The organism is Gordonia sp. PDNC005 (assembly GCF_016919385.1).
GTDB lineage: Bacteria > Actinomycetota > Actinomycetes > Mycobacteriales > Mycobacteriaceae > Gordonia.
In genome coordinates, this window is the sequence record NZ_CP070351.1 from 2,583,622 (window position 1) to 2,603,329 (window position 19,708).

The following is a 19,708-nucleotide window of genomic DNA, read 5'->3' on the forward strand; positions in this document are numbered from 1 at the left end:
GTTGCTTCACTCCTCACGCCGGACGGTGAACGCCGTCACCTTACCGTAGAGTCAGTTCATTCATGGCGGCGGACACCGAGTCGACCACCACGAGCCGGTCCATCGCCCGGTCGGAGACGAATCCGCGAGCGCGCAGATCGTCGAGCCAGGCGAGCATCGGATCGTAGAACCCGCCGTGGTTGACCATCACGACGGGCTTGTCGTGAACCCCGAGGTAGGCACCGGTCCACGTCTCGAACAGCTCCTCGAACGTGCCGACCCCACCGGGCAGTGTGATGAAGCCGTCGGACATCTCATCCATCAGCCGCTTCCGCTCGCGCATCGTGTCGGTGACGATCAACTCGTCAGAGTCCAGATCGGCCACTTCCAACGCCATCAAATGCTCGGGAATGATGCCGATCGTCTTTCCGCCGGCTCCGCGCGCGGCGCGGGCGACGCTGCCCATCATGGAGATGTTGCCGCCCCCTGACACGAGCGTGGCCCCGGCCGCGGCGATCGCCTTGCCGGTGTCGGCGGCAAGACGCAGGTACTCCTCGTCGACCGGGCCCGACGCGCAGTACACGCAGATCGCGAGCGCATCGCGAGTCACGGACGGATCGCCTTCTCGCAGACCGCCTGAACCGCTTCTTCAGGCGTGTCGACAAGCGTGATCAGATCGAGGTCCTCGGGTGAGATCTTGCCGTCGGCCACGAGCGTGTTCTTCATCCAGTCGACCAGCGGCCCCCAGAAGGCCCGGCCGACCAACACGATCGGGAAGCGCAGCACCTTGCGGGTCTGCACGAGTGTCAGAGCTTCGAAGAGCTCGTCGAGAGTGCCGATGCCGCCCGGCAGGCACACGAACGCCTGCGAGTACTTGACGAACATCGTCTTGCGGACGAAGAAGTACCGGAAGTTGATCGCCAGCGTGACGTACGGGTTGATGTGCTGCTCGAACGGCAGCTCGATGTTGAGGCCGATGGACTGGGCGCCGGCTTCGAAGGCGCCCCTGTTCGTGGCCTCCATGGCGCCGGGTCCACCGCCGGTGATCACGGCGAAGCCCGCCTCACCGAGCCTGCGACCGACCTCGACGCCTAGGTTGTACTCGTCGCTGCCCGGTTCCACCCGGGCCGAGCCGAACACGGTGACGGCCTCGGCGACACCGCTGAGCGCGTCGAAACCGGCGACGAATTCGGATTGGATGCGCAGTACGCGCCAGGAGTCGTGGATGCGGCGATGATCAGCGAGCTGCGGGTCGCGCGGGTCGACCCATTCGAGCAGCGTCCGGTCGGTGGTGATCCGTTCCGCGTCTCCGGACACTCTGACCTGCGCGGCTCCGATGTGCCGCAGCGGCACCGCTTCGAAGGTCGCTTCGTCGTCGTCTGTGGGCTGCGCGTTCGCGCCGGGTTCGCCATCGGCCATGGAAGGAGACGCTACCAACCAGCGGGGCGTCTCACCGTGTCAGACGCGCACCTCGAACACCGGGAAGCCCTCCGCGACAGCAAGGATCTCGTCGTCCGACGAGGCGGCCGTGAGGCCGCAGACAAAGTCGGAAACCTGCCAGCCCCACTTGGTGAGGTAGTCACGGATGATCTCAGGCTTGGCGGCGTCATCGAGTTCCGCGAGGGTGACGGCGGCAGTGCGGCGGCCGCGGCGTAGCCCGACCGCTCCCCCAGCCCGAACGTTGCGCACCCATTGTGTGTTGCCGCGCGGCGAGAACAGGAACCTGCGTCCACCGACGTCGAGCACATTGACGGGCGTCCGACGGACCTCGCCGGTGCGCCGTCCCACCGTCCGCAACTCATGGACGCCTTTCGGCGCGGCTCCGATCCTCGCGAGTCCGCCGACGAGCCGATTCGATGCGGTGAACATCGTCCCGCTCGGCGCCTCGTACCTGGTGTCGTTCATGACAATCTCCTTCGTTCAGAAGTCTCGGTAGGGCGGCATCACGGCCGCCGTGTTGACCACGAGCGAGAACACGGCGAACGCCCACACGGTCGGCAATCGAGCGCCCGCCGCCGCGAGCAGTGCCGTCGCCGCCACGTACAAGCCGATCTTGACCGCGTACTTCGCGACGGTCACGTCCATGACGGGCCGCGGGGACGCGAACAGCGCCCACAGGGCCACCGCGGCAGCGACTGCTGCGAGTCCGGCGAGCACCCCCGGCCATCCGCGGCCGACCACCGCCCACACCCCGCCGCCGAGGACGCCGAGCATCAGGACCTCGCTCACGAAGAGCAGTCCGGCCAGTGACCAGAGATACGCGGTGACCATCTCAATCTCCCATGAATCGTGAACAGTGTTCTCGTTTCACGACGATACAACTCCACCTTCAATAAATCAAGAACGGTGTTCTCGTTTATTGGATCGGGCCCGACGGACATGCGACGATGTGAGGTGATGAGCATCCCCGCCGAACCCGGAGTCCGAGCCCGCAATCGTGCCGCGCTTGAGTCACAGTTGCGCGACGTCGGACGCCGCCACCTCGCCGAACACGGCGCGGCGGCCCTCTCGCTGCGTGCCGTGGCGCGGGACATGGGGCGCACCCCGTCGTCGCTGTATCGATACGTCCGCGACCGCGACGACCTGCTGACCGTGCTCATCGTCGACGCGTACGACGATCTCGGCGACGCACTCGACACCGCCGTGGCCGGTCATGAGCCCGACAAGCCGAGGTTCGAGGCGTTCGCGCACGCGCTGCGCGCGTGGGCCTGCGCGCACCCGAGCGAGTACGCCCTGCTCTACGGCTCACCGGTGCCGGGTTACCACGCACCCGCCGATGCGACCGCGCGTGCAGGCAACCGCCCGATTCTGGCTCTAGCCCGGATCGTCGCCGGTCTGGCCGGTGTGCCCGACGTCCCGGGCACCGACGCGACCCGACAGCGACGAGCCGTCGACGCCCTCCGGGCGGCGACTCGGGAAGACGGCGTAGTTGAACTCGGCCTGACCGCCGAGGTGCTGACCAGGACCGTCGCGGCGTGGAATCTGCTGCTCGGTGCGATCACGAGTGAGCTTTTCGAGCAGTTGGGGCCCATCACCGATCGGCCGGACGACATCTGGGCCGGGATCGTCGACCTCGCCGGAGCACTCGTGTTTCCCACCGGATCGTAGAAATGCGCTGCATACGGCACGTTCACCCATATAGGCCAAAAGATGCCGTATACCGCGCGCTTTTACGACAAAAGGTAGGTGCGCAGTATCTGGGTCACCTGAGTGATCTGCTCGACGGGCACCCGCTCGTCGACTCGGTGCGCCAGGCTCGGGTCGCCGGGCCCCAGGTTCACGGCCGGGATGCCGAGCGCGGAGAACCGGGAGACGTCGGTCCAGCCGTACTTCGCGCGGAACTTGCCGTCGGCCGCGGCGACGAGCGCAGCCGCCGCGGGATGCGCGAGACCTGGCAGCGCGCCGGCCGCGGAGTCGGTGACCACGGCGGTCACTGCGCCGGACGCAAGCTCCGCGGCGAACACCTCACGCACGTGCTCAAAAGCCTGAGCCTCACTGCGGTCCGGGGCGAAGCGGAAGTTCACGTCCACGTACACCTCGTCCGGGATGACGTTTCCGGCCACGCCGCCGTGGACGCCGACGGCCGAGAGCCCTTCGCGGTACTCGCACCCGTCGATGTCGACTCGGCGTGGTTCGTACGCTGCGAGGGTGGTCAGAAGGCCGCCGAGTTTGTGGATCGCGTTGTCGCCCATCCACGCACGTGCCGAGTGAGCGCGAGTGCCGGTCGCGGTGAACCGGACGCGCAGAGTGCCCTGGCAACCCGCCTCGATCAGGCCCGCGGTCGGCTCACCGAGGATCGCGACGTCACCGGAGAGCCAGTCGGGAAGGTCGCGTTCGATCGTGCCGAGTCCGTTGAACTCCGCGGCGATCTCCTCGCAGTCGTAGAAGATGAGCGTCAGGTCGTGGGCCGGTTCGTCCAGCGTCGCGGCCAGATGCAAGAAGACGGCGTCCCCCGACTTCATGTCGACGGTTCCGCACCCGTGCAGGACGTCGCCCTCCTCGTCGGTGACCGTCCGGCGTGACGGAACGTTGTCGACGATCGGCACCGTGTCGAGGTGTCCGGCGAGAATCACCCTGGTCGGCAGCCCACGGTTCGTCCTGGCGAGCACACAGTTCCCGTGTCGGACGACCTCGAATCCGGTCAGCTGGTCACGCAGGGCCGACTCCACCACATCGGCGATCAATGATTCGTCGCGGCTGACACTCGCGATGTCGACGAGCGCAGCCGTCAGATCGATCGGGTCTGCGGACAGGTTCAGCTCAGGGGTGCTCACGACAATCCATCGTAGGCGCGTCGGACTGCCCCGTTAGACTCGTGCCGTGACTACTCAAGGTGCTGTTGCCATTGGAATCGCCACCGTGTGGGAGAACGACGGTCAGACCACCGTCCTCGACACGTGGTACCCGACCCCTGAACTCGACGCGGCGCCCGGCGTCACCGGATCGACCGAGTTGACGGGCGACGACGTCCCGGCCGACCTGCGTCCGCTTGTCGGCGCCGACGAGGCCCGCGGCGTCCGCACGATCGCAGTCAAGACCGTGATCGCCGACCTGTCGGTCGCACCAGTCGACGCGCACGACGTCTACCTGCGCCTGCACCTGCTCTCACACCGTTTGGTGCAGCCGCACGGCGCCAACCTCGACGGCCAATTCGGGCTGCTCGCCAACGTGGTGTGGACCAACTTCGGCCCGTGCGCCGTCGACGGCTTCGAGCAGACTCGCGTCCGCCTGCGTGCCCGCGGCCACGTGACCGTCACGTCGATCGACAAGTTCCCGCGCATGGTCGACTACGTGTCGCCGTCGGGTGTCCGCATCGGCGATGCCGACCGCGTGCGTCTCGGCGCTCATCTGGCTGCTGGAACCACCGTCATGCACGAGGGCTTCGTGAACTTCAACGCCGGCACTCTCGGCACCTCGATGGTCGAGGGCCGCATCTCGGCGGGTGTGGTGATCGGCGACGGCTCCGACATCGGCGGCGGCGCGTCCACCATGGGCACCCTGTCGGGCGGCGGCAAGGAGATCATCACCATCGGCAAGCGATGCCTCCTCGGCGCCAACGCCGGCTGCGGCATCCCGCTCGGCGACGACTGTGTCGTCGAAGCCGGCCTGTACATCACCGCGGGCACCAAGGTGACCGGCCCCGACGGTTCGGTCGTCAAGGCCCGCGACCTCGCAGGCCGGTCGAACCTACTCTTCCGCCGCAACAGCGTCACCGGCGCCGTTGAGGTGACCGCCAAGGAGGGCGACGGCATCGAGCTCAACGAGGCTCTGCACGCCCACAACTGATCCAGCTGCTGAAAAAGACCCGCTCATCGCCTCACGAGGGCAATATGCCCTCGTGAGGCAATGAACGGGTCTTTTTCAGCAGAAGATTCTGTCCTTCAGTTGAATGAACAACTGCGCCAACCGGCACATTCGGACTCATTCGAACACAGCATGTTGTTCATACCCCACCGAAGCGACGCAACGAGCCAGCCTCGACGAGGCTTTCGAGTGGACAGCGATAGGGCGATAGTTCAACCTCAACGCCCGTCGCGTCGCGAAACCGGTTCGGTCCATGTCTGGTTGAGTGCGATTCTCGTGAGTGTGCTCGTGGTCGGCGGGGCTCGCCTCTGAACGGTTCTGTGCCGACCTCAACACCTGGCAATCCGGCAACTCGACTGCCGGACCGTACGAGGACGGAGAAGCGATCGCTCGCATCACCGCCGATTCGCTGTCGCACCACGGAATCGAAGATCCAGAAGCTGGTGGTCCGGGATCATTGACGGCCTCCTTGTTCGCGGGTGCCGCCACACCTGCTACTGCGAGGACATGTGGGACGTCGTGGGGAACGCCTATCTTCCGTGAGCGATCAGCGGCGAGTTCAGCCTAGGCGAGCGACGGCGGCGGCGATGCGTTCGTCGGTGGCGGTCATCGCCATCCGGATGTGCCGGGCGCCGGCAGGGCCGTAGAAGTCGCCGGGAGCGACGAGGATGCCGCGGTCGGCGAACCAGTCGAGAGTGGCGCGCGAATCCTCTCCTCGGGTTGCCCACAGGTAGAGGCCTGCCTCGGAGTCGTCGACTGTGAAGCCGGCACGCAGCACCGCAGCGCGCAGCTGATCGCGACGCGCGCGGTAGCGCTCGCGCTGGGCGTCGACGTGGGCGTCGTCGTTCAGCGCCGCGACGGTGGCGCCCTGGATCGGGAACGGCACGATCATGCCCGCGTGCTTGCGAACAGCGAGCAGTTCGGCGATCAACGCTCGGTCACCGGCGAGGAATCCCGCCCGGTACGACGCGAGGTTCGACACCTTCGACAGCGAGTGCATCGCGATGAGGCCGGTGTGATCGCCACCGCTGACATCGGGGTGCAGCACTGACAGCGCCTCCCCCTCCCAGGTGAGCCCCAGGTAGCACTCGTCGGACACGATGACGGACCCGTGCTCCCGCGCCCAGTCGACGACCCCACGAAGGTGCTCGACGGACAGCACACGCCCGGTCGGGTTCGACGGACTGTTCAGGAAGATCAGAGCGGGGACGTCGTCGCCGTAGTCCTCGACACGATCGGCGCGGACCGGGTTCGCACCGGCGAGCAGCGCACCCACCTCATACGTCGGGTAGGCCACCTCGGGGATCACCACGGTCGCATCCGCGGGCACGCCCAACTGCGACGGCAGTCCCGCAACGGCCTCCTTTGTTCCCACCACCGGCAGGATCGACGACACGTCCAGACCCGTGACACCGAAGCGTCGCGAAAGCGCTCCGACGGCCGCCTCACGCAGTTCGACAACACCGACGGTCACCGGGTAACCGGGGAACTCCGACGACGCCGCCAGCGCCTCCCGGATCAGCGGATCGACGGGATCGACGGGTGTGCCGACCGACAGGTCGACGATCCCGTCGACATGCTCCGCGGCCCGCGCCTTCGCGCCTGCGATCGTGTCCCACGGGAAGTCGGGCAGTCCGGCGCTGACCGGTCGAAGCCGGTTCACGGGGCGAGTCACGTCGAGATCAGTCCTCTTCGCCCATCGGGGGCAGGCCCTTGATGAACGGCGGGTCGTACTCGGTCTTGCCGACCTTGCTGGCGCCGCCCGGAGAGCCGAGCTTGTCGAAGAAGTCGACGTTGGCCGACACGTAGGGCTCCCAATCGTCCGGCACATCATCTTCGTAGAAGATCGCCTCGACCGGGCACACCGGCTCACACGCACCGCAGTCCACACACTCATCGGGCTGGATGTACAGCATCCGGCCACCCTCGTAGATGCAGTCGACCGGGCACTCTTCGACGCACGCACGGTCCAAGACGTCGACACACGGCTCGGCGATGATGTAAGTCACGTCGGTTCTCCTTCTTGTTCATTCCTGCTCGGCGCGAGGGCTGATCGCATCGAACACCACAACATCGCGGCCTTCGCAGACCGCACCGTACAAGACTATCCGTGCAGGTCCTGTCGACGGGAATCAGTGCACCCTGACCTGCAGAGATTTTTGCTCATGCCGTCAGAGGAGCGAAACGGCACTCGACGCATCGACGGTCCGGTACTCGGTGGTCCGCTGCCGCGGCGTGCGCCCGATACCGGTGACGATCTCGTGAAGCTCGGCGACGGTCTTCTCCGATCCGTGCTGGCTGCCGGCCATCCGGGAGATGGTCTCCTCCATCAGCGTGCCTCCGAGGTCGTTCGCGCCGCCGCGCAACATGGCACGAGTTCCGTCGACGCCGAGCTTGACCCAGCTGGTCTGCACGTTGTCGATGCGGCCGTGCAGCATGATCCGGGCCAGAGCGTGGACCGCGCGGTTGTCGCGCTGCGTCGGCCCGGGCCGTGAGGCTCCTGCCAAATACAGCGGTGACGACTGGTGCACAAACGGGAGCGGGACGAACTCGGTGAAACCACCGGTCCGGTCCTGGATGCCACGCAGCACGTTGAGGTGACCCACCCAGTGGTGCGGCGCGTCGACGTGCCCGTACATCATCGTGGAGCTCGACCGCAGGCCCACCTCGTGGGCCGTGGTGATCACGTCGATCCAGGCCGACGCGGGGAGCTTTCCCTTGGTGAGAATCCACCGGACCTCGTCGTCGAGGATCTCCGCGGCCGTGCCGGGAATCGTGTCGAGGCCTGCCTCGCGGAGAGCGGTGAGCCACTCGCGTACCGACTGCCCGCCGCGTGACGCGCCGTTGACGATCTCCATCGGGCTGAAGGCGTGGACGTGCATCGACGGCACCCTGGCCTTGACCGCCCGGACGAGATCCGCATACCCGGTGACCGGCAGTTCGGGGTCGATGCCTCCTTGCATGCAGACCTCGGTGGCCCCGGCGACGTGCGCTTCCCACGCGCGGTCTCCGACCTCTGCCGCCGAGAGCGTGAACGCGTCCTCGTCTCCCTTGCGCTGAGCGAACGCGCAGAACCGGCAGCCGGTGTAGCAGATGTTGGTGAAATTGATGTTCCGGTTGACGACGTACGTGACGTCGTCACCGACCACATCTGCGCGAATCGAGTCCGCGAGGGCCGCGAGAGCTTCCAGTCCGGGACCGTCGGCGGTGGCCAGGGCGAGGTATTCGTCGTCCGACAGACCTGCCGGGTTGTTCTCCGCGCGCCGCAGCGCGGAAGCGACATCGGACCCGAGACGCTCGGGTGCACTGCTGGAGGCGAGTTCGAGGACCTGCTCGCGGATGGTGTCCCAGTCGCCGAACGCGTTGTCGATGTCGCTGCGGGTGTCGGTGTTGCGACCGTCGGAGTCGATCTCGGTGTTCAGGTCGACACGCCCGGACGACGCCCACTCCTCGTCCGGCTCCTGCCACGGCAGACCCTCCGGTCGGACGTCGCGAGCCAGGCCGGTCTCCGGATCGGTGAGTGCGGCGACGTGGCGGCTGATGCGCGGGTCGATCCACGGCGATCCGGCCAGCACGAACTTCGGCTGGGCCGCCGACCGTTCGGTGAGTGTGAACCCGGCTGACGCCGTGATCTCGGCGAGCGTGTCCAGGTTGGGCCACGGGCGTTCGGGGTTGACGTGGTCGGGTGTCAACGGCGACACGCCACCCCAGTCGTCGACGCCCGCAGCGACGAGCGCGCGGCACTCGTCCGCCGACACGAGATTCGGCGGGGCCTGAATCCGCATGCCCGGACCGAGCACGATCCGCGCCACCGCGACGGCGGCGACGAACTCGTCCATGTCGGCGTCGGGGGCCGAGCCCATGGCGGTGTCCGGCTTGGCGCGGAAGTTCTGGACGATCACCTCTTGAATGTGTCCGAAGGCCTTCTGCGACTTGCGGATCGCGAACAGCGATTCGGCCCGTTCGGTGAGGTTCTCGCCGATGCCGACGAGGATGCCCGTCGTGAACGGGACCGAGAGTCGACCAGCGTCGGTCAGGACGCGCATCCGGACGTCGGGATCCTTGTCGGGGCTTCCGTAGTGGCACTCCCCCTTGTCGGTGAACAGCCGACGAGCCGTCGTCTCGAGCATCATGCCCATACTGGGCGCGACCGGCTTGAGTCGATTGATCTCCTCCCAGCTCATGACGCCGGGATTCAGATGCGGGAGCAGCCCGGTCTCCTCGAGCACTCTGATCGACGCCGCACGCACGTAGTCGAGCGTCGAATCGTAGCCTCGCTCGTCGAGCCACTGAGCCGCCTCCGGCCACCGGTCCTCCGGTCGGTCGCCGAGGGTGAACAGTGCTTCTTTGCATCCGAGCGCCGCACCGTTGCGGGCGATGGCCACGACCTCGTCGAGTTCGAGGAACATGCCGTGACCGTCGCGCTTGAGCTTGCCCGGCACCGTCACGAACGTGCAGTAGTGGCAGCGGTCGCGGCACAGCCGGGTGAGCGGGATGAACACCTTGCGCGAGTACGTGACCTGCCCGGACCTGCCTTCGGCGTCGAGCCCGGCGTCGCGGACGCGACCCGCGGCCTCCGTCAGGGCGGCGAGGTCCTCGCCACGGGCGGCCAGCAAGACGGCCGCCTCGTCGACGTTGAGCGGTGTCGCGTCGGCAGCACGGCGCAGAGCGCGTCGCATCGCCGACCGAGCCGGAGCCTGTGCTCCGCTGACAGAATCGGAAGACGTCACTCTATCGATGGTAGACACGGATCGATGACGGGCGGCGTCCGCCGTCGGCTCAGAGGCGATTCAACCGGTTCATCGATTGGGCCAGTGCGGGCAGGCCGACGCCGCAGAACAGCAGCAGGAGTGCGCGCCAGTCGTAGATCAGCGCACCGTTGCCGTTGACGCCCGGAAGCAGAGCGACCAGCGCGACGAGCATCCAGGAGATCATCGGCGCGTATCGCCAGGGCGAGTCGGTGATCTGCGCGGCGAGCTGCAGCAGAACGACATTGCCCACGGCTGCGGCCAGCGCACTGACCGGCAGGGGCATCGTGCCCACGAGGACGTTCAAATAGAAGACGGTGACCACACCGAGGACAAATCCGCAGACCGTGAGGACGGCGATCTCCACACGGTCGCCCGCGCTCATCGGAGCCCCTCGAACAGGTCGGTCTCGAACTCGGGCGAGTCGACGTCGGTGCGGATGAAGTGCTCCACGGTCCCGATGGGTTGCGCGATCAGATTCGACAACGCGTACTCGGTGCGCGACGGCGCGACGATCACCTGAGTTGCATGCGCGGCGAGTCCGCGGACCTTGCGGTCGAGCACGGCCGACACGTCGACGGCCGCAGTGATCTCCTCGTCGGGGTAGCTCGGAAGCTCTCCCGGTTCCGGCATCCGCCAGCCCGAAGGGACCGTCGTGATCGCGGCGAGACCCTCCTCCAGCGATGAACGCCCGGTCACCGACTCGTACACCTTGTGCGGGTAGCCGGTGGCGGCCCGCGAGGCCGCGATCGCGTCGACGGACACCTCGTGCACACGCTTGTGGTCCGGATGCCCGTACGTTCCGGCAGCGTCGTACGTGACGATCACGTGCGGTGCGAACCCGTCGATCTCGCCTCGTAGCGCGGCGACGAGATCGTCCTGCGTGGCCTGGAACAGAGCTCGCGGGTTCTCCGCGGAGGGTGTCCCTGCCATGCCGGAGTCGCGCCATCGACCCGCGCCGCCGAGGAATGCCGGACGCGGCGCGTCGACGCCCGTCGGCGTCAGCTCGGACAGTGCGGCGGTGAGTTCCCCGATGCGGAAACCACCCAACTGGTCCGCTCCACCGTCGGCGACCAGCATCGCCCACTCCTGACCGATCACCTCCCCCTCTTCACCGAGGGTGAAGGTGACGACGCGGACATCCACCCCTTCGTCGAGGTAACGGGCGATGGTTCCGCCCGTCATGATCGTCTCGTCGTCGGGATGCGCGTGGAGGAGCATCAGACGCAACGGCGCCCCGGTCACTGGAGACCCCAGCGGACCGCGTCCCCGAAGACGCCGACCTGCGGCGGTCCGTCGAGCGACACTCCGACCACCTTGTCCGTCGACGCCCCGAGCACCGTGTCCTGATAGACCGGCAGATACACCGCCTGCGCCGCGAGGAGTTCTTCGGCCTGGGAGAGCTGCTGGTCGGGTTCCTCGGAACTCATCGCCTGGATCGCCAGGTCCATCAGCTCTTGATCGCACAGGCCGGAGATGTTGCCGGTGTACGTGTCATCGCTAGATCCCGCAGCGGGAGTGGTGGAGGTCGGTGCGCCGCTCGGTGTCGGCAGCACACTCTCGTCGGCGGCCGGATCCTGATCGTCGTCGGCTTTGTGAGCGCCCGCCTCGGTGCCGGCTTTCGGCGCGGCGCATCCCACCTGCGAGGCCAGTGACGTCGCCGGATCGGCTCCGAGTCCGGTCCACCCGACCACGAGGTCCACGCGCGCGTTGCGCAGCGCGGCACCGTACAGCTCGGTGTTGGACATGCCCTGCACGCTGGCGCGGACGCCTGCGGCGCGGAGCTGATCGGCCATCGTCTCCGCAGCCGACATCACCGACTCGTCGGAGTTCACCGCGCCGATCCGGACCACGAGGTCCTGGCCGTCCTTTGTGTACGGCGCGACCCCGTACGGAAGACCGGGTACATCACCCGGCACCAGGGTCGGCGACGTCGACGGGACCGGGCTCGACGACGAGGCGCCGGGTGTCGTCGGTACGGGACGCTGCACGATCTGCCCGGGATGGAAGCCCGCGGAGGCGAGCAGTTCACGGATCTGATCAACGCCCGGCCGCGGGTGGCGGACGTCGGTGTATCCGGAGTTCGACGGCGCGAAGACCGTGTTCGCGAATGGCGTCACCACGGTGTCGCCCGCTGCAGCGGCACGGATGAGCCCGGTGTCGAGCACCCCGAACACCGCTTTGCGGACTGCGAGCGACGACATCGTCGCCGACCGGGTGTTCGCGTTCACGGTGAGGCCGCGGACCGCGGGTCTGCGGGCGGCCTTCACTCCGGGGATCGCTCCGACCTCGGCGGCCGATGCCGGTCCGGCGGTCAGCGAGACCATCGTCGAATCACCGTTGCGGATGGTCTGCGCCATCTGCGGCGCAGTGCCCGCACGACGCAGCACAACCTGATCGATCTCGGGCGGCTTGCGCCAGTAGCGGTCGTTGCGGATGAGCCGAACCTCGTCGCGGGAACGGTCGATCGAATAGATCGCGAACGGCCCCGCGGTCACCGGTTTGCCTTCGTCCATGCCGGACTGGAAACCGTTCTGCTTCGACTTGAGCGTGTGACTGGGCAGAAGTGATGTGAACAGCTCGCGCCACGCGCGATACGGCGCGTCGAATGTGACGGTGACCTGCTTGCCACCACCGCTGGTCTTCACATCGGTGATCGCACGATAACCGGCCGGTGCGACGACGTTCGGCTGCCTCGACATCTGCTGCCACAAGTATGCGAAGTCGTCGCCCGTGACGGGTAGTCCGTCAGACCACTGCGCGTCGTCGACGATGTGGTAGTCAACCGTGAACGGCGCCTCCGACGTGACCTCGGCCGACACAAGCAGGGCGTCGTTGAGTCGCCATTGCACCCCTTCCGGCGTCTGCATCGGGGCGAAGGCGCTCGGCAGGGTGAGTGCCGCGACAGCGGTGGTCACCGAACCGAGGTCCGAACCGACGTGCGGGTTGAATCCCGCGCCGATCGAGTCGGTCGCGACGTAGACGGTCCGCTCGTCCGGGTACTCGTTGGGAGTTGTCGTCGGGAGTGTCTCCCTGACCGGTGGCGGAGGGTCGGCCATACATGCCGTGGCCGTCATTCCGACCGTCCCTGCGAGCGCAAGCGCGAGCACGCTCCTGCGCAGCGAACCGACCCTCATCCACCAGACCTCTCGTTATGCGTTCGCGTCACGCGCCTTGGCCCGCGAACGCTCGCGGGCGCGGGTCGACGCATCGAGATTGACCTTACGCACACGGCACACCTCGGGCGTCACCTCGACGCACTCGTCGGCGGCACAGAACTCCATGGCGGCCTCGAGGTCGAGTTCCATCGGCTTCGCGAGAGTCTCCATGACGTCGGCAGACGACTGACGCATGTTGGTCAGCTTCTTCTCACGAGTGACGTTGATGTCGAGGTCCTCCTGGCGGGGGTTGATGCCCACCACGTGGCCCTCGTAGCTGTCGTCGCCCGGGTTCACGAAGAACGTGCCACGGTCCGCGAGCTGAATCATGGCGAACGGGGTGACGCTGCCCGCGCGGTCGGACACCAGCGAACCGGTGTGGCGTGCGCGGATCTCGCCCGCCCACGGTCCGTACTCGGCGAAGACGGCGTTGGCGATGCCGGTGCCGCGGGTTTCGGTCATGAAGTCGGTGCGGAAGCCGATGAGGCCGCGTGAGGGCACCTCGAACTCCATGCGGACCCAGCCGCTGCCGTGGTTGTTCATCTGGTCCATGCGACCCTTGCGCGCGGCGAGGAGCTGCGTCACGGCGCCGAGGTACTCCTCGGGGACGTCGACGGTCAGGTTCTCGAACGGCTCGTAGGTCTTGCCGTCGACCTTGCGCGTGACGACCTGAGGCTTGCCGACGGTCAGCTCGAAGCCTTCACGACGCATCTGCTCGACGAGGATGGCGAGCGCCAGCTCACCACGCCCCTGAACCTCCCAGGCGTCGGGGCGACCGATGTCTTCGACCTTGAGCGACACGTTGCCGATGAGCTCGCTGTCGAGACGGTCCTTGAGCATGCGTGCGGTCAGCTTGTGGCCCTTGACGCGGCCGGCGAGCGGCGACGTGTTGGTGCCGATGATGACCGAGATGGCCGGCTGGTCGACGGTGATGCGCGGCAGAGCGACCGGGTTCTCCGGGTCGGCGAGGGTGTCGCCGATCATGATCTCGGACATGCCTGCGACGGCCACGATGTCGCCCGCGACGGCGACATCGGCGGGAGCACGGTCGACACCGAGGGTGACGAGCAGCTCGGTGATCTTGGCCTTCTCGATGACGGATTCGCCGTCGACCTCGCGGCACCAGGACACCTGCTGCCCCTTGCGGAGCGTGCCGTTGTGGATGCGGACCAGGCCGAGGCGACCGAGGAACGGCGACGCGTCGAGGTTCGTGACGTGCGCCTGCAGCGGAGCGTCGACATCGCCCTTGGGCGCGGGGATGCTGTTGATCAGCACGTCGAACAGCGGATCCAGGTTCTCGCCGTCGGGCACGGAGCCGTCGGCGGGCTGCTCGGTGCTGGCGACGCCCGCACGGCCGGAGGCGAAGAGCACCGGCAGCTCGAGTGCGAGCTCGGCTGCTTCGGCGGCCTCGTCGTCGAGATCGGATGCGAGGTCCAGGAGCAGATCCTGGGCCTCGGTGACGATCTCGCCGATGCGAGCGTCGGGACGGTCGGTCTTGTTGACCACGAGGATCACCGGCAGGGACGCGGCGAGCGCCTTGCGGAGCACGAAGCGGGTCTGCGGCAGCGGGCCCTCGGACGAGTCGACGAGCAGGACGACGCCGTCGACCATCGACAGCGCACGCTCGACCTCGCCACCGAAGTCGGCGTGGCCGGGAGTGTCGATGACGTTGATGACGTACTCGGTGCCGTCGGGCTGACGGCGGTGCACGGCGGTGTTCTTCGCGAGAATGGTGATGCCCTTCTCGCGTTCGAGGTCGCCGGAGTCCATGACGCGGTCGACGAGTTCGGCGCGCTCGCCGAACACACCGGACTGACGCAGCATCGCGTCGACCAGAGTGGTCTTACCGTGGTCGACGTGCGCCACGATCGCGACGTTGCGGAAGTTGGGGACTGCGCTCACTAAGGTCTCTTTCATCACGTTGACGCCCACGCGCCGTCAGGCGCGTTTGCGCCGGGGCGTGGTTTGAACCCTGTAAGGGTAGCGGCACTGCCCCGGTCTGCGCGATTTCATCGATGCTTGTTTTTGGTTAGCCTGCGCTAAACTGTGGTCATGGGTAAGAAGGATCCCGCCCGGATCGCGGACATGAAACCGAAGAAGAAGTGCTGTCGGAAATCGACGCGCTGCCTTCGGTGCCCCGTGGTGATCCACCGCATGGGCAAGCTCGACTGCCACAAGATGTCGAAGAAACAGGCGAGCAAAGCGCTGAAGAAGGCCCGGGCGGCCTGACGTCCCTACTGCTGTTCAATCAGCAGGTCAGAGACCAGTTCCGGAATCCACACACGATCGTTCGGCACCACCGCACCCGCTTCGTCGAGCTCGATCAGTTCGTCCGCGTCGACCCATCGCAAGGCCCGATGCTCCACCGCCACAGGCTCCCCCGAGACGATTCGAGCGCGAATCGCGACCAGTTCGAGTCCGACACGCGGCCGAACGACCGCGTCCAGCTCCTCCCCCACGGAGACGGCGACGTTTAATTCCTCACACAATTCTCGGACGAGGGCACCGGCGCGCGTTTCGCCCGACTCGACCTTTCCGCCGGGCAGTTCCCACAGGCCCGCTAGCTCCGGCGGATACGACCGCTGCGCGAGCAGAAGCCGCCCGTTCGCGAATACCGCGCCCGCCACCACGAGTACTGCGCTCATGGTCCGATCACACCGATCCGCTCGGCCATCGGCGTCGTCGACACCCGCTGCCCCACGTCGATCTGTTGATGCGCAACGGCTTCGGCGCTCGATCCGTTCGGTAGGCGAACCCGCACGTGCCACGAACCGACCATCGGACGCACCCGAACCGCCTCGGGCTTCGCCGTCGCATCGGGTTCGACGACGACGGAATCGGGCCGCAGCGCGACCCGACAGGGACCTGCGGTCAGGTCTGCGAGATCACCGGCGAGAGCGATGTCCCCGACCGGAGTGTGCAGCAGCGCATCGCTCACCGTCCCGTCGACAATGTCGGTGGCGCCGAGGAATCGGGCGACCCACTCATCGGCCGGCCTGCGCCAGAGTCGTTGCGGCGAGGCGGTGTCGACGATCTCGCCGTTGTTCATCACCGACACCACATCCGCCATGAGGGCGGCCTCCCCATGGTCGTGGGTCACGACGACGGTCGGCGTTCCGGACGCCTTGACGATCTCGGTGATGGCCACGGCGAGATCGTCTCGTAGCCGTCGGTCGAGGGCAGCGAGCGGTTCGTCGAGCAGCATGAGCCGTGGATGCGGCGCGAGCGCCCTGGCGAGCGCGATGCGCTGCGCCTGGCCACCGGACAGTTCGGTCACACGCCGGTTCGCGGTTCCGGGCAGTTGTACGAGGTCGAGCAGTTCATCGACTCTCGCCGCGGCCTCGGCGCGGCCGACGCCTCGGCGCGCGAGGCCGTACGCGATGTTCTGGCCGACCGTCCGACCGGGGAACAACTGACCGTCCTGGAACACGACGCCGAAGTCCCTGCGGTGCACCGGCGTGCGGGCCAGGTCGACCCCGTCGAACAGGACGGTGCCACCGGCTACCGGCTCGAGTCCGGCTATCGCCCGCAGAAGCGTCGACTTCCCACATCCCGACGGTCCGAGCAGTGCTGTGACCAGGGCGTCCCCGCCCACTGCCCAGTCGACGCGGTGAACCACCTCGCGGTCGCCGTACCTGATCGACACGTCATGCAGCGTCAGCACGTGCTCTCCCTGTTCTCCTGCGCTTGTCTCCCCAGCCCTTTTCTCCCCAGCCCTTTTCTCCCCAGCGCTCGTCTCCCCGGCGCGGACGACACCGTCTCGACGACGGCGACGACTGCGGCGCTGACCGCCACGAGCACCACGGAGGCCGCCATGGCCGCCGCGAAGTTGTCGGCGCCCGGCCTTCCCATCAGCGAGCCGATCAGCACTGGGAGCGTTGTCGTGTCGGCGCGCGCCAGGAACGTCGTCGCACCGAACTCGCCGACGGCCATCACAAACGCGAAACCGGCGGCCGCGGCGAGAGATCGTGCGGTCAGGCGCAGGTCGACGGTGACGAACACACGAAGCGGGCCGGCGCCGAGCACGGCCGCCGCATCGCGCAGACGATCCGGCACCTGCTCCAGTGCAGGCACCATCACGCCGACCACGACCGGAATCGCGATGAGCGCCTGCACACACGGCACCACCAGCGGCGACGCGGCGATCTCGTAAGGCACCGTCGCGAGCGCGAGGACGTAGCCGAAGCCGAGAGTGACCGCGCTGACACCGAGCGGCAGCACGGACAGGGTGCCTGCGACCTTGGCGATGACACCTCCGGTCCGGGTCAGAGCCGTCGCAGTCAGCAGCCCGACCACCATCGCGATCGCGGCGGCGAGCAGTCCGCTGCTGATCGAGTAGGTGAGAGAGGAGTATGCGGAGGGCCCGTAGGTGGTGTCCGCGAGCGCCCGGTACCCGGCGAGGCCCCAGTGCCCTCCCGGCCGGAGAGAACGGATCAGGAGGGTCACGATCGGCAGGATCAGCCAGATGCCGATCCACGCGAGGACCCCGACGACCACCAGCCGCTCGCCCCCGCGCGGCGAGCGCAGATGTGCGCCCGCTCCGCTCGGCGGAACTCGTGTGGGACCCACGATCCGCGCGACACCGAGGGCGGCGAGCACCAGCACGATCTGCATCATCGACAGAGCCACGGCGTCCGGCAGCTTCGCATAGCCGACTCCCTGCAGGTAGATCTCCGTCTCGAGGGTCGACGCGTCGCCGCCTCCGAGGATCTGAATCACGCCGAAGCTCGTCGAACAGAACAGGAGGACAAGGGCGAATGCCGACGCGATCGCGGGCAGCAGTCTCGGGAGCACAATGTCGAGAAACGCTCGAGCCGACGATGCTCCAAGGGTCCGTGCCGCGGCGATCTCCCGTGGATCGATCCGCTGCCATGCCGCAGTGACCACCCGGACCACAACGGCTACGTTGAGAAAGGTGTGGGCGACGATGATCGCCGTCCACCCCTGACCTATCTCGAGGAACGCGAGCGGGCCGTCGAAGAGCGCCCGGAATGCAACGCCGACCACCACGGTCGGCAGCACGAACGGAACCGTCACGACTGCACGCAGCAGGCCGGATCCCGGGAGCCTCACCGTCGACAGAAGCCACACGATCGGCGCGGCGACGACGAGTGCCGCCACCGCCGAACCCGCCGCCTGCCCGACGGTGACCGCAAGCAGTCGCCAGGCATGGGTGCGGTCCCAGAGCTCAGCGAGGGTTGCACCGTCGCTGTCGTCGAAGGCACGGGCCACGAGAACGCCGAGCGGCCACACGAACACCGCGGTCGCGAAGACCAGCGGCACGAGCGAGATCAACGGAAGGGCGATCCCGCCACGAACAGAGCGGGCTGCGGTCAGGGCTTCACGGTGGCGCGCCACTGGGTGAGCCACTCCTCGCGATTCTTGTTGATCCAGTTCGGGTCCATGCGGACCGTCCAGCCGGGGGCCGGTGCGCGCTGACGCCAGTCGGCGGGCATCGGGGTGTTCTTCTGGACCGGGTAGACGTACATCGCCGTCGGCAGAGCCGCCTGCACCGCGGGGCTCAGCATGAAGTCGACGAGCTTGCGGGCGCCGTCGGAGTTCCTGGCGCCCTTGAGAATGCCGATGTACTCGATCTGCGCAAAACAACTGTCGAGGATCGCACTCGTACCAGGGGTGGCGGCGGGGCTGGACGCGTACGAGACGACAATCGGCTTGGATCCGTGGCCCTCGCCTGCACTGAACAACTGGTTGTACGCCTGCTCCCAACCCGACACCACCTGGACGCCGTTGCCCGACAGCCCACGCCAGTAGTCGAACGCCTTCGACTTGAATCGGCCGATCGTCGACAGCAGGAAACCCATGCCGGGTGACGACGTCGCGGGGTCCATCACCACGGTGAGATCACGATAGGTCGGCTGGGTCAGATCGTCGATGCTGGTCGGCGGTTCCACGCCCTTGTCCTCGAACCACGCGTCGTCCACGTTGAGGCACACGTCGCCGCGGTCGACGGCCGTGAGTTGATCCTCGTGGCCGGTCACTGCGAACTCTGCGGCGCCTTTCGCCGCCAGCGGCGAGGTGTACGGCTCGAGCGCGGCGGCCTCGATCGGCCGTGCCGCGAAGGTGTTGTCGATCCCGAACACCGCGTCGGCCTTGGGCGAACCCGGAGTCAACGACACGACCGACGAGAGTTGACCGGCGTCACCTGACTTCTGGATGTTCAACTTCAAGCCGGTCTCGCGCTGGAAGTCGTCGACCAGGTTCTGCGGAAGGGCGAACGAGTCATGGGTGAGGAGGTTGACCTCGGATGCGCTGTCGGACGAGGACGCGCATGAAGCCGTTCCGGCAGCGGTGGCCGCGACGAGGCCGACGGCGATCACTCGACGAAGCACGGTGGCACGAATCTTCACGACAGTCTCCTGAAATAGGTCGACGCGGTCGACGGGCTCGGGCCCGATCGTTCTGCGTGAATCTAACCAGGTGGCCGCGTCGCGCGCGCACGGAGGAAGGCTGGTGATTTCAAACGCACCACCCCCTGATTTCACACTGGTAACAATTGTC

General features: G+C 67.2%; 19 protein-coding genes. 3 read left to right on the forward strand and 16 right to left on the reverse strand.

The genetic code is table 11. From position 1 onward, the window contains the following. Positions 1–40: 40 nt before the first annotated feature. The 4 genes from JVX90_RS12235 to JVX90_RS12250 are packed head-to-tail and all read right to left on the reverse strand — an operon-like array spanning position 41 to position 2,250. Positions 41–589 carry a TIGR00730 family Rossman fold protein gene (locus JVX90_RS12235; protein WP_205329039.1) on the reverse strand — a complete coding sequence of 183 codons (549 nt, stop codon included), beginning with the start codon at positions 587–589 and terminating at the stop codon, positions 41–43. After that, positions 586–1,398, reverse strand: a complete 813-nt coding sequence (locus JVX90_RS12240) for a TIGR00730 family Rossman fold protein (protein WP_205329040.1) — start codon at positions 1,396–1,398, stop codon at positions 586–588. The genes JVX90_RS12235 and JVX90_RS12240 overlap by 4 nt, the downstream gene beginning before the upstream one ends. A 39-nt stretch (positions 1,399–1,437) precedes the next feature. Beyond that, positions 1,438–1,884 (reverse strand): nitroreductase family deazaflavin-dependent oxidoreductase, encoded by a 447-nt coding sequence (locus JVX90_RS12245; RefSeq protein ID WP_205329041.1) that lies wholly within the window; start codon positions 1,882–1,884, stop codon positions 1,438–1,440. Between the two features lie 15 nt (positions 1,885–1,899). Continuing rightward, positions 1,900–2,250, reverse strand: coding sequence for a DUF2568 domain-containing protein (locus JVX90_RS12250; RefSeq protein ID WP_205329042.1), 351 nt, complete (start codon positions 2,248–2,250; stop codon positions 1,900–1,902). 126 nt (positions 2,251–2,376) lie between these two features. Here JVX90_RS12250 and JVX90_RS12255 point away from each other — a divergent pair, with 126 nt between their 5' ends. Beyond that, positions 2,377–3,087, forward strand: coding sequence for a TetR/AcrR family transcriptional regulator (locus JVX90_RS12255; RefSeq protein ID WP_205329043.1), 711 nt, complete (start codon positions 2,377–2,379; stop codon positions 3,085–3,087). Positions 3,088–3,149: 62 nt separating this feature from the next. On the opposite strand, the gene dapE is transcribed toward JVX90_RS12255, so the two are convergent. Continuing rightward, complete coding sequence (dapE, locus tag JVX90_RS12260; RefSeq protein WP_205329044.1) at positions 3,150–4,253, reverse strand: succinyl-diaminopimelate desuccinylase; 1,104 nt, start codon at positions 4,251–4,253, stop codon at positions 3,150–3,152. 46 nt (positions 4,254–4,299) lie between these two features. Between dapE and dapD the strand changes: the two genes are divergently transcribed. Continuing rightward, complete coding sequence (gene dapD / locus JVX90_RS12265; protein WP_205329045.1) at positions 4,300–5,265, forward strand: 2,3,4,5-tetrahydropyridine-2,6-dicarboxylate N-succinyltransferase; 966 nt, start codon at positions 4,300–4,302, stop codon at positions 5,263–5,265. Between the two features lie 577 nt (positions 5,266–5,842). On the opposite strand, the gene dapC is transcribed toward dapD, so the two are convergent. From dapC to typA, 7 genes are all read right to left on the reverse strand, one after another. After that, complete coding sequence (gene dapC / locus JVX90_RS12270; protein ID WP_205329046.1) at positions 5,843–6,958, reverse strand: succinyldiaminopimelate transaminase; 1,116 nt, start codon at positions 6,956–6,958, stop codon at positions 5,843–5,845. A 7-nt stretch (positions 6,959–6,965) separates the two neighbouring features. Further along, the gene (gene fdxA, locus JVX90_RS12275; RefSeq protein ID WP_008378248.1) at positions 6,966–7,292 is read right to left on the reverse strand and encodes a ferredoxin; all 327 of its coding nucleotides are present in this window, start codon (positions 7,290–7,292) and stop codon (positions 6,966–6,968) included. A gap of 162 nt (positions 7,293–7,454) precedes the next feature. After that, positions 7,455–10,013 (reverse strand): bifunctional FO biosynthesis protein CofGH, encoded by a 2,559-nt coding sequence (locus tag JVX90_RS12280; protein WP_275889926.1) that lies wholly within the window; start codon positions 10,011–10,013, stop codon positions 7,455–7,457. Between the two features lie 49 nt (positions 10,014–10,062). Further along, positions 10,063–10,416, reverse strand: a complete 354-nt coding sequence (locus JVX90_RS12285; protein WP_205329048.1) for a hypothetical protein — start codon at positions 10,414–10,416, stop codon at positions 10,063–10,065. Beyond that, positions 10,413–11,276, reverse strand: a complete 864-nt coding sequence (gene mshB, locus JVX90_RS12290) for an N-acetyl-1-D-myo-inositol-2-amino-2-deoxy-alpha-D-glucopyranoside deacetylase (RefSeq protein ID WP_240193882.1) — start codon at positions 11,274–11,276, stop codon at positions 10,413–10,415. The genes JVX90_RS12285 and mshB overlap by 4 nt, the downstream gene beginning before the upstream one ends. Continuing rightward, entirely contained in the window at positions 11,273–13,168 is a 1,896-nt protein-coding gene (locus tag JVX90_RS12295) for an ABC transporter family substrate-binding protein (protein ID WP_205329049.1), read from the reverse strand. Before JVX90_RS12295 ends, mshB begins: the two co-directional genes overlap by 4 nt. Positions 13,169–13,183: 15 nt before the next feature. Continuing rightward, on the reverse strand, positions 13,184–15,091 hold the full coding sequence (typA, locus tag JVX90_RS12300; RefSeq protein ID WP_205329050.1) for a translational GTPase TypA: 1,908 nt from the start codon (positions 15,089–15,091) through the stop codon (positions 13,184–13,186). 150 nt (positions 15,092–15,241) lie between these two features. On the opposite strand from typA, the gene JVX90_RS12305 reads away from it, so the two are divergent. Next, positions 15,242–15,418, forward strand: coding sequence for a hypothetical protein (locus JVX90_RS12305; RefSeq protein ID WP_205329051.1), 177 nt, complete (start codon positions 15,242–15,244; stop codon positions 15,416–15,418). A 5-nt stretch (positions 15,419–15,423) separates the two neighbouring features. Here the strand turns inward: JVX90_RS12305 and JVX90_RS12310 are convergent, their stop codons facing one another. The 4 genes from JVX90_RS12310 to JVX90_RS12325 are packed head-to-tail and all read right to left on the reverse strand — an operon-like array spanning position 15,424 to position 19,527. Next, positions 15,424–15,834 carry a (deoxy)nucleoside triphosphate pyrophosphohydrolase gene (locus tag JVX90_RS12310; RefSeq protein ID WP_205329052.1) on the reverse strand — a complete coding sequence of 137 codons (411 nt, stop codon included), beginning with the start codon at positions 15,832–15,834 and terminating at the stop codon, positions 15,424–15,426. Next, complete coding sequence (locus JVX90_RS12315; RefSeq protein WP_205329053.1) at positions 15,831–16,853, reverse strand: ABC transporter ATP-binding protein; 1,023 nt, start codon at positions 16,851–16,853, stop codon at positions 15,831–15,833. The genes JVX90_RS12310 and JVX90_RS12315 overlap by 4 nt, the downstream gene beginning before the upstream one ends. Beyond that, entirely contained in the window at positions 16,847–18,559 is a 1,713-nt protein-coding gene (locus JVX90_RS12320; protein ID WP_240193883.1) for an iron ABC transporter permease, read from the reverse strand. The genes JVX90_RS12315 and JVX90_RS12320 overlap by 7 nt, the downstream gene beginning before the upstream one ends. Continuing rightward, positions 18,523–19,527, reverse strand: coding sequence for a thiamine ABC transporter substrate-binding protein (locus JVX90_RS12325; protein WP_240194175.1), 1,005 nt, complete (start codon positions 19,525–19,527; stop codon positions 18,523–18,525). The genes JVX90_RS12320 and JVX90_RS12325 overlap by 37 nt, the downstream gene beginning before the upstream one ends. Positions 19,528–19,708: the final 181 nt, after the last annotated feature.

What these genes read in the sequence shown, in the direction of transcription:
- JVX90_RS12295 (WP_205329049.1), bottom strand. Translation starts at nt 13,168, where the DNA reads ATGAGGGTCGGTTCGCTGCGCAGGAGCGTGCTCGCGCTTGCGCTCGCA.
- JVX90_RS12245 (WP_205329041.1), bottom strand. Translation starts at nt 1,884, where the DNA reads ATGAACGACACCAGGTACGAGGCGCCGAGCGGGACGATGTTCACCGCA.
- JVX90_RS12305 (WP_205329051.1), top strand. Translation starts at nt 15,242, where the DNA reads ATGGGTAAGAAGGATCCCGCCCGGATCGCGGACATGAAACCGAAGAAG.
- JVX90_RS12255 (WP_205329043.1), top strand. Translation starts at nt 2,377, where the DNA reads ATGAGCATCCCCGCCGAACCCGGAGTCCGAGCCCGCAATCGTGCCGCG.
- JVX90_RS12310 (WP_205329052.1), bottom strand. Translation starts at nt 15,834, where the DNA reads ATGAGCGCAGTACTCGTGGTGGCGGGCGCGGTATTCGCGAACGGGCGG.
- JVX90_RS12240 (WP_205329040.1), bottom strand. Translation starts at nt 1,398, where the DNA reads ATGGCCGATGGCGAACCCGGCGCGAACGCGCAGCCCACAGACGACGAC.
- JVX90_RS12285 (WP_205329048.1), bottom strand. Translation starts at nt 10,416, where the DNA reads ATGAGCGCGGGCGACCGTGTGGAGATCGCCGTCCTCACGGTCTGCGGA.
- JVX90_RS12250 (WP_205329042.1), bottom strand. Translation starts at nt 2,250, where the DNA reads ATGGTCACCGCGTATCTCTGGTCACTGGCCGGACTGCTCTTCGTGAGC.